Origin of the sequence: Fibrisoma montanum, from assembly GCF_003583365.1 — a bacterium.
In the GTDB taxonomy this organism is placed as follows: Bacteria; Bacteroidota; Bacteroidia; order Cytophagales; family Spirosomataceae; genus Fibrisoma; species Fibrisoma montanum.
On record NZ_QXED01000012.1, the window covers coordinates 41,046 to 57,222 of the forward strand.

Consider the following 16,177-nt stretch of genomic DNA (forward strand, 5'->3'; position numbering starts at 1 on the left):
AATGCACAGAGGGCGCGGAGCTTCATCCCGGCTTTCTGTGTATTCTTTGTTTAATGGTTTCTGTAGTCAGATTATTCGTATACCGGTGGCAAAAGACCGGTTTCATGAGGTTATAAAACTGCTCTGCAAAAAGATGGCTGGCAAATCACGCATGATCCGTATTACCTCAAAGCACCGAGAACGGACAGTCAAATTGATTCAGGTGCCGAAAAATTGATTGGGGCGCAGCGCGATAAAGAATATATTGCTGTTGAGGTTAAGAGCGTCATCGGCCCATCGTGTGTCGTGCGTGTCCCGCTAAGCCAACAACTAGAGAACAAAACAGCACCTGCTCCGTTAATCACCTACCCACAGCAAACGACATGAATCGTACTGCCTTTTTTTTAATCGTTCCGGCAATCTTCCTGCTGATTGACACGTACGTGTATCAGGCCATCAAAGCGCTGACCAGAAACGCGACAGAAAGCACTCAACGTACTGTTGCATTGATCTACTGGGGTTTCACGGCCCTGTCCATTCTGACGTACGTAGTAATGCAGGTAATCCCGCCGGACTCGATCAGCCGCAATACCCGCACGTTTATCTGGGCCAGCCTGGTCATCCCCTACTTTTCCAAAGTCTTTGCGGTACTGGTTATTCTCATTGATGACATTGGCCGTTTTTTCCGCTGGGTTGTTTCCCTGTTCTACCGCCCCGAAGTACGGGAGGCTGCCCTGGATAATACCCGCCCCGACGTACCTAAAACGGATGTGATTCCGCGCTCGGAGTTTCTGATGAAAACAGCGTTAGTAGCGAGTGCGGTACCGCTCGTTGCGTTTACGTGGGGCATTGTTTCCGGAGCACACGATTACCGGATCCGGCGGGTTCGGCTGGCGCTGAAAAACCTGCCGTCGGGTTTTGACGGACTCCGAATCGCTCAGATTTCGGATATTCATTCCGGAAGTTTCTTCAACAAAACGGCCGTCAAGGGCGGAGTTGAGATGTTGCTGGGCCAGAAACCTGACCTTGTCTTTTTCACCGGCGATCTGGTTAACAGCACGGCCGATGAGGTTAACGGATACATCGACATCTTCTCCAAAGTAAAAGCACCGCTGGGGGTATATTCGACGCTGGGTAATCACGACTACGGTACGTACGTTCAATGGCCTAGCGAACAGGCCCGGCGGCAGAACCTCCAGAACCTGATTGCCGCGCATCGCCAGATGGGCTGGAACATCATGCTCGACGAGAATAAAATTCTGGAGCAGAACGGCGACCGTATCGCCGTGATCGGGGTTCAGAACCTCGGTTTTGGACCGGCCGCGCTCCGGGTCGGTAATCTGGCCAAAGCCTACCAGGGTACTCAGGAGTATCCGGTTAAACTGCTGCTCTCCCACGATCCTACCCACTGGGATGCCGAAGTCCGGCCGAAATACCCGGATATTGACGTGGTGTTTTCCGGTCACACCCACGGCGCTCAGTTTGGGGTTGATATTGGTACCGTTCAATGGAGTCCGGCTCAGTACTTTTACAAACAATGGGCAGGCTTATACGAGGATGGTGATCAAAAGCTGTATGTAAACCGCGGCTATGGCTACATCGGCTATCCGGGGCGGGTTGGTATCCTGCCGGAAATCACCATTTTTGAACTAAAGAAGGCGTAGACAGTGGGGTTACTCAGCTTATTTGATACCTTCAACGGTAGTCAAAAAGCAAACCCATGAAACAAACCCTTAGCCTGCTATTTGTTAGCACAATAATCCTGGCCTGTCAACCCGAAACCTCGCAAAACTCCGCCCAATCTGCCGGAAACCCGCTCATAGGCACCTGGCGGTTAGTGAAAGGAACGTTGATCGAGAAAGGCGATACGCTCGTAACCGATTACACCAAACAACGCTCCTTTATTAAGGTCATCAACGAAACCCACTTCGCGTTTTTGCTCCATGACCTAGCCAAGGGGCAGGATTCAACGGCCGTTTTTACAGCCGGTGGCGGCCCTTACTCACTCAAAGACAAAGAATATACTGAACACCTGGAATACTGTAGTGATCGGGGCTGGGAAGGGCATGATTTCCCGTTTACCATTACAATCAGCCAGGATACCCTTGTTCAGCAGGGTGTAGAAAAGGTGGAAAAAGCCGGCATAGACCGGATTAACATTGAGCAGTACGTCAAGGTGAAAAAATGAGGGCGTTGTAGCCTGTCGGTGGTCAACCAATTTCAGACGTAAGGAGCCTCGGTTCTAACATTTTGCTCAATCAACCAGTTACCCGATACGGAATCCGATTCTAACCATCAATTCACTATGAAAATTGTTCTTATCACGGGGCTATCACTGTTTTTGTCCCTCTTTACGTTTTTAATCCCCAGGAAGCAGGAAGCAACGTCAATTCCGGTTTGTCACACACCCGCTAACGACATGGCCATGATGGCAGCTGATCCGGCTTTTGCGGCATTGCACGCCAACCCCCGCGTATTCACCTACACTGGTGCGGGCGACATGGTTAAATTCTCGACCCCCGACGGTAAATCAGCCAACGGCTTTCTGCTGAAGGCCAAGACTAATTCTGACAAATGGCTGCTGGTTTATCAGGAGTGGTGGGGCCTGAACGACAACATCAGGAAGGAAGCCGAGACGTTCTACAACGATCTGAAAGACGTTAACGTACTGGCGCTGGATATGTACGACGGCGAAGTAGCCACCACCCGCGAAGAAGCTATGAAACTGATGTCGTCGGCAAAGCAGGATCGTTTGGAAAGTATCATGAAAGGGGCAATTGCCTATGCCGGCCCGAAAGCACAGATTGCCAGCGTAGGCTGGTGCTTTGGCGGTATGCTGTCGCTGAAGTCAGCAATACTGGAAGGTAAGCAGGCAAAGGGCTGCGTTATGTACTACGGCCGGCCGGAACAGGATGTAGATAAACTGAAAACGCTGAATACCGACGTATTGGGCATTTTCGGTAGTAAAGACAAAGGCATTCCACCAACCATGGTGAAGCAGTTTGAAGAAAACATGCAGAAAGCCGGCGAAAAAGTAACGGTCAAAATGTATGATGCCGACCATGCCTTTGCCAATCCGAGCAATCCGGTCTATGACAAAGCGGCTGCTGAGGACGCCTATAAACTGGCTTTGAATTATTTAAAAAGCCGTCTGAAAGCGTAACTGCTCCGTTCAGACCGGTCAACCCACTCTGTTGAAAACGAAGCCCAGGGCACTATATGCCGCTGGGTTTTGTTTTTTTACAGTGCGATTAAACCATTTGTGGGCCGGATGGTCTAATAACAAACGGTTGATCTTAAATGAACTTGGCTATGAAAACGTTCAAAATACTGCCGGTAGCCACAGCCCTGCTGTTAGTTGTCCTGATGGCCAGTTGTGGTCCGTCCTATGTTGGGACACGGGTAGATTACGGTCCTGGCTACCGCCCTTATTATGGATATCGTCCATATGGCTATTATCGTCCGGCACCGCCGGTAATCGTAACGCGACCGCCGGTGATTGTGCGCCGACCTCGTTACGTAGCCCCTCGCTATAAAAATTATGACCGGCGCTATTCAAGCCCGAATGCACGGTCGGGAGCACCCTCCTACCGGAATAATAGCGGAGCCTTTCGTTCACGGGGGCCCCGGTAAACAATGAAGCTGGCAAAAAAAGCGATCTACCTAGATCGCTTTTTTTGTTCTATAGCAATGGCGCAACCGCAGTCAGATCTCCCGCTCAAACCCATTGATGATTTTCGGCCCGGCGATACGTTCCGGAACCGGATTGAATTGTCTTTGAGTGGTTTACATCGCCCCCGGCGGGCCGGTATCAGTGGCACAGGAAAAACGGGAGCCAACTCAATTATTCTGGCCGGCATGTACGAAGATGATGTAGATTTGGGTGATGTAATCTATTACGCTGGTCATGGCGGGCGGGATCAGAAAACGGGTCGTCAGGTGGCCGACCAGGTGCTCGATACGTATAATCTGGCCCTGCTGCGTAGTTTGGAAACGGAGCGTCCGGTTCGGCTGATCCGGGGCGCTACGTTGAGAAATGAGTTTGCACCAGCCGAAGGGTATCGCTATGAAGGGTTGTATCGGGTAGAGGAGGTTGAACGGATACGGGGTAAAGCCGGCTTTTGGATCTGGCTATTTAAACTTGTTCAAATCGTATGACAAATCTGCTACGGACTACATGGCTGCTTGTTGCGTTATTTTGCGTTATTAAATCAGCCAGTGCTATGCCAACCGATTCTCTCGATCAGGAAAACGTAACGCCCGACCGAGCCACGCTGCTCCGTAAATTGCAGGCTTTGCCCTGCGGTATTCGGGCTGCCGATTCAAAAGCTGCCGTACTGCAAAAGATAGAATCCTACCTGGCCGGCTACCAACCCGACCCCGCCTTTCCGGAAGACGCCTATGCAAAAGCCGCTGTTGAACAGGCTTTGAAAGGAGCAAAAACCGGCGGCTATGGCATCGGAGCCGTGCTGGTCGATAGCCGGGGGAAAATTCTTCACGGTGCTTACAACGAGCAACTGCAAACCGGCCGATCCGACCTGCACGCCGAAATGGCCGTTCTGACCCAGTTTGAAACGCTGCCACGGTTTAAGAAGTACCAGTCAAAGGGAAATTTTACCGGTGAGGGAAATACGATTTACACGGAACAATTAACGCTATACACCTCGGCCGAACCCTGTCCTATGTGCTTCATTCGGGTGGCCATTGCGGGAGTGGAAACACGCTACGTCACCACCGGCCCTGATGATGGCATGAACGCCCGGGCCTCGTGTCTGCCGCCGTTCTGGTATCAGTTGAGCCAGAAACACAAGGTGCAGGCAGCCCAGTCAGCACCGGTTCTTCAGAAGATGGCACACTGTTTGTTTTATTCGTTTTTGCTGGATTAACCAAATGTTGATGAGTGCACCGATGAAGCAGCCGGGTTTTCGAGAATGCACAGGAAAAAATGCGTTGAACCGGTCGGGGAGCCGGTTCCGGTAATTTTTTTAGAATTCTACACACAACTTGGCTAATTCTGCGTTTAAAGGAAAACGGTATCGCAATGAAAAGGACAAAGATACTCTTGCTGGTAGCGGCATCGCTGATATTGATTGAGGTTCCGGTAGAAACGATGGCGTCGGTGAAGGCCGCCAAGGAGGTGACCGTAATTGGCGGACGGAAGCGCAAAGCAAAAGGCTATCGCCCCAAACGCGGAGGGTTGTTTAATACGGGTCTTTTCCGGAAGAAGAACCCCTGCGGCTGCCCCAATCATTAAGCGATTGTTAAGAAATTGTACTTCTATCAGAGTAAGGCCCCTTCCAGGGGCTTTTTTCATTTCATGACTTGTAAATTTCTGTGTTTCAGCTTAAAATTTATTATCTTTGCGCACCATTTGTCAGAACCCGGGCTAGATAGATTATGTTGAGTTTATACACAAGTCCGCAAAACTGACCGGTCTATTCTATACCGCGGCAGCGGTTTACTCATTTGTATGCAATCAATTCGCAACATAGCAATCATTGCTCACGTTGACCACGGCAAAACAACGCTGGTTGACAAGATTATTCACGCATCCAAGATCTTCCGGGAGAATCAGGAGTTTGGTGACCTGATCCTGGATAACAACGATCTGGAGCGTGAGCGGGGCATTACCATCGTATCGAAAAACGTATCGGTGCGTTACAAGGACGTTAAAATCAACATTATCGATACACCGGGCCACTCCGATTTTGGCGGTGAAGTGGAACGGGTGTTGAAAATGGCCGATGGCGTTTGCCTTTTGGTCGATGCCTTCGAAGGACCAATGCCGCAGACGCGTTTTGTGTTGAGCAAAGCGCTGTCGCTCGGGTTGAAGCCGGTGGTAATCATCAACAAAGTCGACAAGGAAAACTGTCGGCCGGACGAGGTACACGAGCAGGTGTTCGATTTGATGTTCAACCTCGGTGCTACTGAAGAACAGCTCGACTTCCCAACTGTATACGGGTCGTCGAAGCAAGGCTGGATGGGCCCGGACTGGAAAACCCCAACCGACAACATCACGTATCTGCTCGATACGATCGTTGAGCATATTCCGGCGGCTCCGACTAATGATGGAGCGCCCCAAATGCAAATCACATCGCTTGATTACTCGGCCTTTGTAGGTCGGATTGCGATTGGCCGCGTTCACCGGGGTACCCTGCGCGAAAGTGCCAACATGGCGCTGGTGAAAGCGGATGGATCAATCAAAAAGGTTCGAATCAAAGAACTACACGTTTTTGAAGGACTCGGTAAGCAGAAAGTAACCGACGTAAGCTCTGGTGAAATCTGTGCCGTGACCGGTATAGAAGACTTTGAAATTGGCGATACGTTGACTGACGCAGAAAATCCCGAGGCTTTGCCCCGGATTTCGGTCGACGAACCGACAATGAACATGTTGTTCACGATTAACAACTCGCCGTTCTTCGGTAAGGAAGGTAAATTCGTGACGTCCCGCCACCTTCGGGATCGGTTGTTTAAAGAAACTGAAAAGAATCTGGCGCTGCGCGTCGAGCCAACCGATAGTGAAGATCGCTTCCTGGTGTTTGGCCGGGGCATTCTGCACTTGTCGGTTCTGATCGAAACCATGCGTCGCGAAGGCTACGAGCTGCAGGTAGGCCAGCCGCAGGTGCTGTACAAAGAAGACGAAAACGGACAGCGGCTGGAGCCGATCGAAACACTCGTGGTGGACGTACCGGAAGAAACGGCCGGTAAGGTTATCGAACTGGCTACCCAGCGCAAAGGCGAACTGCTGATTATGGAGCCGAAAGGCGACCTCCAGCACCTTGAGTTCGAAATTCCGTCGCGGGGCCTGATCGGGCTGCGTTCCAACGTCCTGACCGCTACGTTTGGCGAAGCCGTGATGAGTCACCGGTTCAAGAACTATCAGGCGTATAAAGGACCTATTCAGGAGCGGATCAACGGTTCATTGATTTCTATGAACAGCGGGGCGGCAACTGCCTACTCCATTGATAAACTTCAGGATCGGGGAGTTTTCTTCGTCGATCCGGGTGAGGAGATCTACACCGGACAGGTTATTGGGGAGCACAATCGTCAGAACGATATTGTAGTGAACCTGCAAACTGCCAAGAAGCTGACCAACATGCGGGCTTCCGGCTCCGACGATAACGTAAAGATTGCACCGAAGCTTAACTTTTCGCTGGAAGAAGCGATGGAGTACATCCAGAAGGACGAGTACCTCGAAGTGACGCCGAAGAGCATCCGGATGCGTAAGATTTTCCTGGATGAGAACGAACGCAAGCGGAATGAAAATAAAATGGCCATGGCCTAAGCCATGTGTTCTCTCTTGAAATACAAAGCCCCGATCAGTGATCGGGGCTTTCTTTGTTATCGCCAGGTCGCTACCTGATAGTAAGAAGAGGACTCTGATTCGGTCTGGTTGGATTCGGGAGGTGAAGCAACCGGAGGGGTCACTTCGGCGGCCGCTGACTGTGAGGCCATGTAGTCGAGCTGCTTCCGGGAGTGGTAGTAGCTGATCACAAAGAGCGCGATACCGATAATGAACATCAATCCTTTCTTCATAACGTGTACGTTTTTATTCAAGCTGTAGTCGATTTTAGTATAAGAATGTGCTTCCTGTACGTAGTCTGCGTTCATGGTTGGTTCTGCACCAGTCAGAGTCAAAGAATAAGCCCCGACAGTTTCATTAGGTTGTTGTTGTAACATGAGAGTGTAGAGTGAACGTAGAAACTGGTTAATTAACATGAAACAAAAAAGGTTGTTCAGAAAGCAACACCCATTCTGAATGTAATTCGGTTGTAAATTCGGTTTTCATCACGTTTGAGATAAAAATTGTCTAGAGGTTTCACTACTGCGCTTTCCTGCCGTTTATACGCCACTGATAAAACAAAATTGCCTCTGCCGGGCTGCCCAAGCCGTAAACCAACGCCCGGCGATACGTAGAGCCCACCGCTGGTTTTATAGTTAGGCAGGTCACGATGCAGCCAGGCCAGCCCATAACCGGCATCCAGGCTGGTGAAAAGGCCGACCCCTTTTTTTGATTGAACGGCTACATCATATCGGACTCCTGCACTGACCGGCATCAGTAACGAAGCCAGGTACCAGTCGATGCCGACCGTACCCCCAACCGCCAGCCTTGGCCAGATCCGAACCCCATTGAAGGTCTGCGCCGTAAATGAAGTCCGGTTCTGCGTAGTCTGCGCCCATTGGCTGCCGGAGGTAACCCGGCCCAGCGAAAGCCCTACCTCTGTCATGTTCATGAACGTCGGCCTGAATGCGGGTGCCTGAGCTTCAACGTTGGACGCGGGGCAAAAGTACAGGAACAGCAGGCCCGTTAACCAACCATTCTTATTGAAAGGTTTCATATTAGTTAGAACGGTCGGTTTACGGCGATTTTGCTAAGCAACTGCAGCTGTTGCGGGTTGGTATAATCGTATTGGTACAACCCATCCTTACCAATCATCAGCAATTGTTTCCGCCCCGCAGCAGCGCCCATCGGAATTACGTCGTAGGCATTCATACCGGCGAGGTGTTCGAGTTGTTTAACATCGAGCGCATTCCGGGCGTCCAGTGATTTCAGCCCCGACTGCCCTTCGCAGATGAACAGGTTAGGAAAATCGACACCCAATCCGTGCGGATTCTGCATCGGATAGCTTTTCAGCAACTTGGGGTTGTACAGGTCTTTGATATCGACTACGTCCAGTTGGTTCAGATTCCCCCCGCAGTTTGTACCCGATCGGAGTGTTACGTAGGCGATGTTGTCGTGAACAACCACCGGATCACAGACGCGGGCGTGCTGAAAAACCGACATCCGGACTGGTTTGGCGGGGTTGGTGTTGTCGTAAATCAGCATACCGGTCGTGGAACCGATAAATAGTTTGTCTTTGTACGGAAAAATGGTTTCAATGCCCCCGCCGAGGTTTATGCGTTCGCCCCGGCGCGGTTCGGCCGGAACCTGGATGTTGAACAACTGCATATCCTGCTGCCCAACCGTGTAGAGGTACGTATCGTAAAGCGTAAACCGGGCCATTGAACCCCCTACACCGTTTGTGTTCGGGGCTGGAGCTGCCGACACAAACCGATTGGCAAAATCGGTAGACATGCAGTTTGGGCACGCGTTCTGACGCGCTATCATGCCGTCTTCGCAGTTAGTTTCAACCGTTTCGGTTACGTAGTTGACCCGCTGATCGCTCAGCATCAGCGTATTTGCGTTGAACGACCACCAGCCCCCTTCAAACTGACCGTTCGGAAATACGTTCTGAACCCGGTTCACTTCTTTAATGTCGGTTAGCTTACTGATGTCGAGTGCCACCAGATCCATGTAGCTGTCGGCGTACAGGATGTTGTTCCGGATGGCCATGTCACCGTTTCCGGGGATGCGGATAAATGCTACAGGCCGGGGATTGGCCGGGTCGCGGTTGTCGATCAGGTGAATTCCCTCCTTGACCTCATTGATGAGCAGGTACCCATCTTTCGTGTATATCTTGCCGGGGTTCACCAGCGACCGGGGCGCTTCCTGTTTCACCCCGTTCCGAATCTGTTCGGCCGTGAACGTAACGGGCGTAAACTGCCGGAAGGTGCGGGTTTCCCGACAAGTATCATTGCAGGCCGTCAGGCAGACCAGTGGCAATAGCAGCAGAACAAGTAAAACGTTAGATTTCATACTGGTATGGTTAGTGGTTTGGCCAAAAGACCCGGTTGTGGCTGAAAGCGTTGGAAATAGATAAAAAAATTACCCGGCCGTAAAAAACAGCCGGGTAATCTGGGTCATACACAAAAAGTCAGCAATTACCTTCCACTTCTACTGTTTTTGATAGGCATACGTAGCGCCGTCGGCAATGTCAGTACCGTGCGGACTACGCTCCGATAGATACAGTACGTTGTCGGAACGAATCTCGAATGACTGCCAGGTTTTATCGTTGAGATATAAGACGATCCCTTTCGTGTTGCCACCGTTTGGAAAGCTCAGGGAGAAGTTGCCCGTTTCCACTTCGTTGCCGTTGCGTAGGCGCTTAAACGTGCCGGCTTCTACAAGTCCGTCGTACGATATGGTTTCTGTATAACCGGCTTCAGATGCTGTTACTCGTTTCTGGGTCAGACCGTACGTAATGCTCGTCAACGCCCAAACGCCATTTACGGGGGCAGGAGGGGACACGCAGCCGCACACGGGCCGCTCGCAGCTTAGTGCGATCAGGACCAGAAACGTAGTAAGAGCCGCTAATTTGGGCCGGTTCGTCTTCATTTATCGCGTTCGTAAATCAGTACATTCGCTCCGTTGTCGCCATAATACAGGCGAAGGCGGTTTTGATTGGTCAGCTCGTAGCGGGTAACGGTCCTTAGGTTACTGAAGTACGTTTGCTCAAATTGCATGGCGTCGGCTGGTCCCGCTTTTTTTGTAGCGCCAATAACGCCCATGGTCATAGTACCGTCCGCCGAAGCTGTTAACAACGTGAAGTAGTTGTTCACTGCCGATTGTCCCGTAGCGTCGAACGGCGTTACACCCGGCGTCGTACTGGCCGTAACATTTACCGCTAGTTGCAGCGTAATGGCATAGGGCGACGTAGGTGCCACGAGCCGCCAGGTTCCTGTCAATTGAGATGGTTTGGCGGGATTAATCAGCTCCTCCCGTTCGCAGCCTGTAAATGACATCAGGGCGAACATAAAGAGGCACATCATGATCTGTTTCATACTCATGTCATTACTTTCGTTCGTATACGTAGACGCCATCGGGCGCTCCCCGGTAGTAGAGCCGGAGTCGGTTCTGGTTGGTTAATTCATAGCGATAAGCTGCCCGGAGGTTGACAAAGTAGCTTTGTTCAAACTGCATGGCATCCGCCGGACCGGCTATTTCAGTGTTCGCCAGGTCCCTGACTCGAAACGGATATAACTCACTCGTGAAAATAAGCCCCGGGTCAGCCACCGATCCGGAGTAGGTATTGACCGGTGCACTGCCGGACAGGGCAAATCCCCGCTCATTCCGTTCGCCGATTCGAAGCGTAACCACGTAGGGTGACGATGGCTCGACCAATTGCCAGTTGCCGATCAGGCTGTCGATGTAGGCCGGCACAGCCTCTTCCTGCTTGGTTTCGCAGGCCAGAGAAGCCAGTGCCAGCGCTATCATCGCTATAATCCGTATCATAGGTTCGTCTGCGGATCAACGATCTTACCAACAAATAGTACGGTGTTCGAGCTTTTCTCGTGAATTACGAAAACAAACGGCCGGTCGCAGAGCAGCGGCATTGGTGCCGACGTGACCGAAATACCACCGGTCGTAACGGCCGCGGCTTCGGTGCCTTTTTCATCGACGGCAACGAACGTGTTCTGCTTGACGAAGCTGAGCGTAAGTCCACCGTTTGCATTAATACGGGTGAAATTAGCTGCGTCAGTAAACGCCGTCGGCATACCCATGGCTTTCAGCACATCGTTCAGCTTGATTTCGTAGTTCAGCGTGAATTTGGGGAGACCAATATCGATCTTGCTGGTTCTGAGTTCCGTCTGCAGCTGCTTCCAGTCGGCATCGGTCAGGCTGTTGAGCACGGCATCGGCGTTTGAGTTTTGCGCCGGCAACAGCACCGTCATCGCAAACTTGTCGTTCCCGTACGGAAGTTCGAAGGCGGAGTACGTAGGCCGCGAAGCCCGGCGCAGGTCCGTATTCAAACGCATCATTCGTACCGTTTTCTGCTGACCCGACGCCAGCGTGAAGGGCGCGTCGATGGTCTGGCCAGGGTTGAACTGGGTTTTCCAGTCGCCTTTGAAGTACAGCGCGTTCATCAGGAACATCACGTTTTCCGGCTGAATCTGATCCAGAACTTTCGGGATTTTGCCGTTGGTTTTCTGGCTGGCCCAACCGTTGATCTTACCCAACGTAGCCGGATCGTTGAAGTCCTGCGCCGATACTTCGGCGTTAAACGTTTCCTTCAGCAAATTCTGAAACGACTGCTCAACGGTGAACGTATTGCGGTACCAGACCGAATTAGCCAGGGCCAGCGTTACCTTCGGGTCAACCGAGGGCAGGTTCTGCATCAGATTTTTGTACGTCGTGTTGGCCTCAGCAAGCGTCTGGGCGTCGAGCTTCAGAGTTTTCTGAATTTCGCCCGCCGTCTGGCCGTTGGCTCCATTCATGATCATCCCCAACGCCATGTGTAAGCTCAGCGGAGAAATAAATACGTTCTTATTTTTCTCCTGCTCGCCGACCTGACGGGCAAAATCAAAAGCGAATTCGGTTGTTTGATCAGCAAAAGGTGCCGAAATGCGAAGATCAGCACCGGTACCCGGCTGATCTGGGCCGGGCGTCGTGTTGGTGTCCTTGCAACTGACGGCCGTCAGCATCAATCCGGCAACCGCTATGGCGACAGTGCCAAACATGGTGTTGTTCATAAAGTATTCGATTTGTTGTTGTTCACCAGGTATTCAACAGGAGACCGTTCGTTTATTTGCAGTCGGCAAAGGCATTGCGCTGCTGCCGTACGGCGGTAACGAGGTCTTCGAACCCCGGAATTGTTTTGTTGTATTCAAACGTGACGCGGTGACGGCTGTCGTTGAGTTGAATTTCTACGTATTCAGCACCACCATCCGCGCAGTCGGGGCAACCCAGGGTTTCGGGTATTTTCTGGAAAGCGTCGAAATTGACTTTAGTAGCGATCTCATTCCACGTACCACTATCGGTCTGCTTCTCGCAGGTAACCGGCGGGTTTTTATCGGCTTCCCGGCTGGTTTTGGTAAACACCGTGTTTTTATTGTCAATCACAACCTCTTGCCGGCAGTAACCTACGCACATACCAAAACTGGTACCCGACCGTACGGTCAGCGAGCTTCCGTTGGTTCCGGGGTTGAAATCCTGCTGGCAGCTAACCAGTCCCGCCAGCATCAGGGCACTCAAAATCATCTTCTTCATCGTCAAGCACATTAAAAATGATAACCTAATCCAAAACTCATTCCAGTCGCGGTCGGGCGGTTCGAGATCCCCGCTTCCGGTCGGGTGCCGGTTTGAAGCGAGGGCTGATACATGCCCGCCAGAGAGGCTGACCACCGCTGCGTCGGCCGATACCGGAACCGTAGGCCCATCGTAGCCGCCAGCGAAATAGGCCGGTAAACGCCATCCCGCGCCTTGATCGTCAACTCGTCGGCAACGGTATTCCGCACAAATAAGTTGGTCAGCATACCACCCAGTACGGCGAAACTCAGGCGGCTGCGGGGGCGGATCTGATAGCCGACCTGCACCGGTACCTGAACGTATATGTAGTCGCTGGCCGTGACCTGTCGTGTTTGCTCGTCGTAGACATTGGCTGCTACATTTCGGCCTGGCAGCATGGTATTGCTGACAAAACTGCCTTTGTTGTCCATGTAAGCGTTCGCTGTATTGCTGGTGTTCGCGGCTACACTATTGCGCAGGGCGTCTACGTACAGGTTCGACGTAGACGCCGAGTATGCCTGCAATTCGGTGGTCCGGACAACGAATGACGACGACAACTGGGCCGGACTCTCAACCGTTGAACGCCCCTGCAGATAGCCTACGCCGGTTTCGAGCGTCCAGTGCTCAGTCATCTGCACACCCGCCGAAGCCTGATACGCTACCGATAAATTAGCCCGGCTGCTGACCGTCGAGCGGTCATAAACCGGCGTGTTCTGCACAAAAGCGTTGCTGTTCATGGACGCCAGCGACGGGGCCGGCACGGCCTGACGTACGGATACGGAGGGATTAAACGCTCCCGGCATCACACTCACCGAGGCCCACAGTTCCCGCGAACGGTTTTTAGGCTGTTCCGACTCGGGACTGATCGCCGGCTCTGGGGCGCGGAACCAGATAATTCGCTGTGTACCGTACAATTGCCGGAACTGTACCGGACGAATGGCGAGTCGTTCCAGGTTCATACCCGACGTTTCCTTCAGACCTGTCGGCTCCAGCGGAGCGCTGCCAGCCGCTACTCGGTTCGTCGTTTCATCCAAAGCGGTGGCGTTCATCTGCCCCGCTGCCCGTTGACCGGTGTCAACCGTTGACGGCGCTACGGTTGCCGCCGACCGTGGGCGGCCCGTTGAGCCAGCCAGCAGGTCGCGGTTCGTAATCTGCCCGCGTCGCCCCGCATACCGATCCACCGGCAGCTGGTATCCCGGCTTTAGGTTGGCTGGAGCGGCCGACGGGCGTTGGGTGGGTAGTTGCTTCGGCGTACGTATCGATTCGGTTGCGCCCTGGTTGCGGGCGGCCGCTTCGGTCGGATCGATTTGCGCAACCGCAGGCATCGATGGTTCGTCGGGGGCGGTGGCTACCTGGCCGGGTGTCTGACCTGCCGTGGCCGGCTCCGTTTCGGTTGTGGCCACCGTTGACTCCGTGTCTTGTGGTGCCGGAACGGTTTGCTGCGCAACCGGCTGTTCGCCAAGGCCAGGCTGCTGGAACGTAGCCCACCAGCCCACCAGCAGCAAAACTACCGCAGCGGCAATGCCTACGCCCCAGACGACGGGCCGGGATGCGCTCCCGCCTAACCCCCAGAGCGGTATGATTTTCGGGTTTTCCGACTCGTCTAACTGGCGTTCGATCGCATCCCACACGCGGGTTGGGGGCGTTTCGGCCGCTTCGTCGAACGCATTCCGCCAGGCTGAACCAAAGTCTGACGAATCGTCGGGTGTATGTTCTTCAAATTGACTCATCTCTTACGCGTTGTTCATTTCTTAGTTTCTGCTGCAATAGGGTTCGCGCCCGGGCATATTGCGATTTAGATGTTCCTTCCGCAATATCAAGCATCTCGGCAATCTCCGGGTGGTTATACCCTTCGATCGCGTACAGGTTGAAAACCGTCCGGCAGCCGGGCGGCAGCTCCTGTATCAGTTGAAGCAGATACTGGTAGTTCAGCGACGGTAAACTTTCGTCGGCCTGCGGCAGGATGGGGGCCATTTCCTGCACGTCGGCAGTGTGCTCCCAGGGTTTTTCCTTGCGCAGGTGTTTCAGCGCCGTGTTAATGACCACACGCTTCAACCAGGCTTCCAGTGGGCATTCGAACCGGAACGATCCGATATGCCGGTAAATTTTTACGAAGGAATCCTGCAGGACGTCTTCTGCTTCATCGGGGTCTTTGACGTAGCGTTTGCAAACCACAAAGAGCTTCCCGGCAAACCGCTCATAGAGCTGTCGCTGTACAGTTCGATCCTGACGTCGGCATCCTTCGACTAGTGCGTATTCATCCAGCATATCAACGTTGATAACGCAAAGACCCAGGGTTTTAGCAAACCGTTGGAAGTAGAATAAAAAAAGTTTAGTACTTTAAGCAGAGAAGATTGAACATTGTATCTCATCTTCACCGAGTTACGGGCAAACCTTACCTTTTTAGCCATTTTTTGCAACGACATTCATCATGAATCGTAGAAATGCACTACGTTATTCGGCAGGAATCGGGTTTTTATCGTTACTGGAGCCCCGATTTTCGTTCGGTTCTTTACCCGGCAGCCGGTTCCGCATTGGTGCCTGCGACTGGTCCATCGGCAAGTCGTCGGACGTAGGAGCCTTCGACCTGGCCAAACAGATTGGCCTCGATGGATTGCAGGTCAACATGGGCTCCGAAGCCAACAACATGCACCTTCGGCAAAAAGAGGTGCAGGCCGCTTACAAAGCGGCCGTTCAGCGGACCGGGGTGCAGATCGGCGGCCTGGCGCTCGGAGCGCTCAACGACGTACCGTACAAGTCAGACCCCCGCACGGAACAATGGGTGCAGGACAGCGTGGACGTCGCCAACGCGCTGGGAGCCAAAAACATTCTGCTCGCTTTCTTCAACAAAAACGACCTGCGCAACGACCCGAAAGGGCAACAGGTGGTCATTGAACGACTAAAAGCCGTAGCCCCCAAAGCCGAAAAAGCTGGTATTGTCCTGGGTATCGAGTCGTGGCTGACGGCACCGGAGCATCTGACCATCATCAACGCCGTCGGCTCCCCGGCCGTCAAAGTCTACTACGATGTCTGCAATTCATCGGTCATGGGCTACGACATATTTAAGGAAATCCGTGACCTGGGTAAGGAAATGATCTGCGAATTTCACCTGAAAGAAAACGGCTCCCTGCTCGGAAAAGGCATGGTTGACCTGACCAAAGTGCGGCAGACGATTGACGACATAGGCTATACCGGCTGGCTGCACATTGAAGGCGCTATTCCAAAGGGTAAACCGATACTCGATAGTTACGTCGAAAACAACCGGACCGTCCGGTCGCTGTTCAGCTAACCACCACTACCTGATCCTATACG

At 52.6% G+C, this 16,177-nt stretch carries 19 protein-coding genes; 9 read left to right on the top strand and 10 right to left on the bottom strand.

From position 1 onward, the window contains the following. The first annotated feature begins 123 nt into the window (after positions 1–123). The 8 genes from DYU11_RS34035 (at position 124) to typA (ending at position 7,264) form a co-directional block, all read left to right on the top strand. Positions 124–366, top strand: coding sequence for an element excision factor XisH family protein (locus DYU11_RS34035; RefSeq protein WP_199736824.1), 243 nt, complete (start codon positions 124–126; stop codon positions 364–366). Continuing rightward, on the top strand, positions 363–1,643 hold the full coding sequence (locus tag DYU11_RS28840; protein WP_119671214.1) for a metallophosphoesterase: 1,281 nt from the start codon (positions 363–365) through the stop codon (positions 1,641–1,643). Before DYU11_RS34035 ends, DYU11_RS28840 begins: the two co-directional genes overlap by 4 nt. 56 nt (positions 1,644–1,699) lie before the next feature. Beyond that, the gene (locus tag DYU11_RS28845; protein WP_119671215.1) at positions 1,700–2,167 is read left to right on the top strand and encodes a hypothetical protein; all 468 of its coding nucleotides are present in this window, start codon (positions 1,700–1,702) and stop codon (positions 2,165–2,167) included. A gap of 117 nt (positions 2,168–2,284) precedes the next feature. Beyond that, a complete protein-coding gene (locus DYU11_RS28850; protein ID WP_119671216.1) occupies positions 2,285–3,142 on the top strand; it encodes a dienelactone hydrolase family protein in 858 nt (285 codons plus the stop codon). Positions 3,143–3,669: 527 nt separating this feature from the next. After that, complete coding sequence (locus DYU11_RS28855) at positions 3,670–4,137, top strand: YDG/SRA domain-containing protein (RefSeq protein WP_119671217.1); 468 nt, start codon at positions 3,670–3,672, stop codon at positions 4,135–4,137. A 65-nt stretch (positions 4,138–4,202) separates the two neighbouring features. Continuing rightward, positions 4,203–4,865, top strand: a complete 663-nt coding sequence (locus tag DYU11_RS28860) for a nucleoside deaminase (protein WP_158600384.1) — start codon at positions 4,203–4,205, stop codon at positions 4,863–4,865. Between the two features lie 155 nt (positions 4,866–5,020). Continuing rightward, the gene (locus tag DYU11_RS28865) at positions 5,021–5,233 is read left to right on the top strand and encodes a hypothetical protein (RefSeq protein WP_119671219.1); all 213 of its coding nucleotides are present in this window, start codon (positions 5,021–5,023) and stop codon (positions 5,231–5,233) included. 216 nt (positions 5,234–5,449) lie between these two features. Further along, positions 5,450–7,264, top strand: coding sequence for a translational GTPase TypA (gene typA / locus DYU11_RS28870; RefSeq protein WP_119671220.1), 1,815 nt, complete (start codon positions 5,450–5,452; stop codon positions 7,262–7,264). A gap of 56 nt (positions 7,265–7,320) precedes the next feature. Here typA and DYU11_RS33085 read toward each other — a convergent pair whose 3' ends face one another. The 10 genes from DYU11_RS33085 to DYU11_RS28920 form a co-directional block, all read right to left on the bottom strand. After that, positions 7,321–7,515: a hypothetical protein gene (locus DYU11_RS33085; RefSeq protein WP_147368065.1), complete on the bottom strand. Its 195-nt coding sequence runs from the start codon at positions 7,513–7,515 to the stop codon at positions 7,321–7,323. 200 nt (positions 7,516–7,715) lie between these two features. Next, positions 7,716–8,318: a hypothetical protein gene (locus DYU11_RS28880; protein WP_119671222.1), complete on the bottom strand. Its 603-nt coding sequence runs from the start codon at positions 8,316–8,318 to the stop codon at positions 7,716–7,718. A gap of 5 nt (positions 8,319–8,323) precedes the next feature. Further along, a complete protein-coding gene (locus tag DYU11_RS28885; RefSeq protein WP_119671223.1) occupies positions 8,324–9,616 on the bottom strand; it encodes an LVIVD repeat-containing protein in 1,293 nt (430 codons plus the stop codon). 138 nt (positions 9,617–9,754) lie between these two features. After that, positions 9,755–10,195 (bottom strand): hypothetical protein, encoded by a 441-nt coding sequence (locus DYU11_RS28890; RefSeq protein ID WP_119671224.1) that lies wholly within the window; start codon positions 10,193–10,195, stop codon positions 9,755–9,757. Further along, positions 10,192–10,641, bottom strand: a complete 450-nt coding sequence (locus DYU11_RS28895) for an META domain-containing protein (protein WP_158600385.1) — start codon at positions 10,639–10,641, stop codon at positions 10,192–10,194. Before DYU11_RS28895 ends, DYU11_RS28890 begins: the two co-directional genes overlap by 4 nt. Positions 10,642–10,651: 10 nt before the next feature. Next, a complete protein-coding gene (locus tag DYU11_RS28900; RefSeq protein ID WP_119671226.1) occupies positions 10,652–11,092 on the bottom strand; it encodes an META domain-containing protein in 441 nt (146 codons plus the stop codon). Then, positions 11,089–12,330, bottom strand: a complete 1,242-nt coding sequence (locus DYU11_RS28905) for a serpin family protein (RefSeq protein WP_119671227.1) — start codon at positions 12,328–12,330, stop codon at positions 11,089–11,091. Before DYU11_RS28905 ends, DYU11_RS28900 begins: the two co-directional genes overlap by 4 nt. 52 nt (positions 12,331–12,382) lie before the next feature. Beyond that, positions 12,383–12,847, bottom strand: coding sequence for a hypothetical protein (locus DYU11_RS28910; protein WP_119671228.1), 465 nt, complete (start codon positions 12,845–12,847; stop codon positions 12,383–12,385). Positions 12,848–12,858: 11 nt separating this feature from the next. Beyond that, positions 12,859–14,595, bottom strand: a complete 1,737-nt coding sequence (locus DYU11_RS28915; protein ID WP_119671229.1) for a hypothetical protein — start codon at positions 14,593–14,595, stop codon at positions 12,859–12,861. Beyond that, entirely contained in the window at positions 14,582–15,133 is a 552-nt protein-coding gene (locus DYU11_RS28920; protein WP_119671230.1) for an RNA polymerase sigma factor, read from the bottom strand. The genes DYU11_RS28915 and DYU11_RS28920 overlap by 14 nt, the downstream gene beginning before the upstream one ends. Positions 15,134–15,296: 163 nt before the next feature. Here DYU11_RS28920 and DYU11_RS28925 point away from each other — a divergent pair, with 163 nt between their 5' ends. Continuing rightward, on the top strand, positions 15,297–16,154 hold the full coding sequence (locus DYU11_RS28925) for a sugar phosphate isomerase/epimerase family protein (protein ID WP_119671231.1): 858 nt from the start codon (positions 15,297–15,299) through the stop codon (positions 16,152–16,154). The last annotated feature ends 23 nt before the right edge of the window (positions 16,155–16,177 follow it).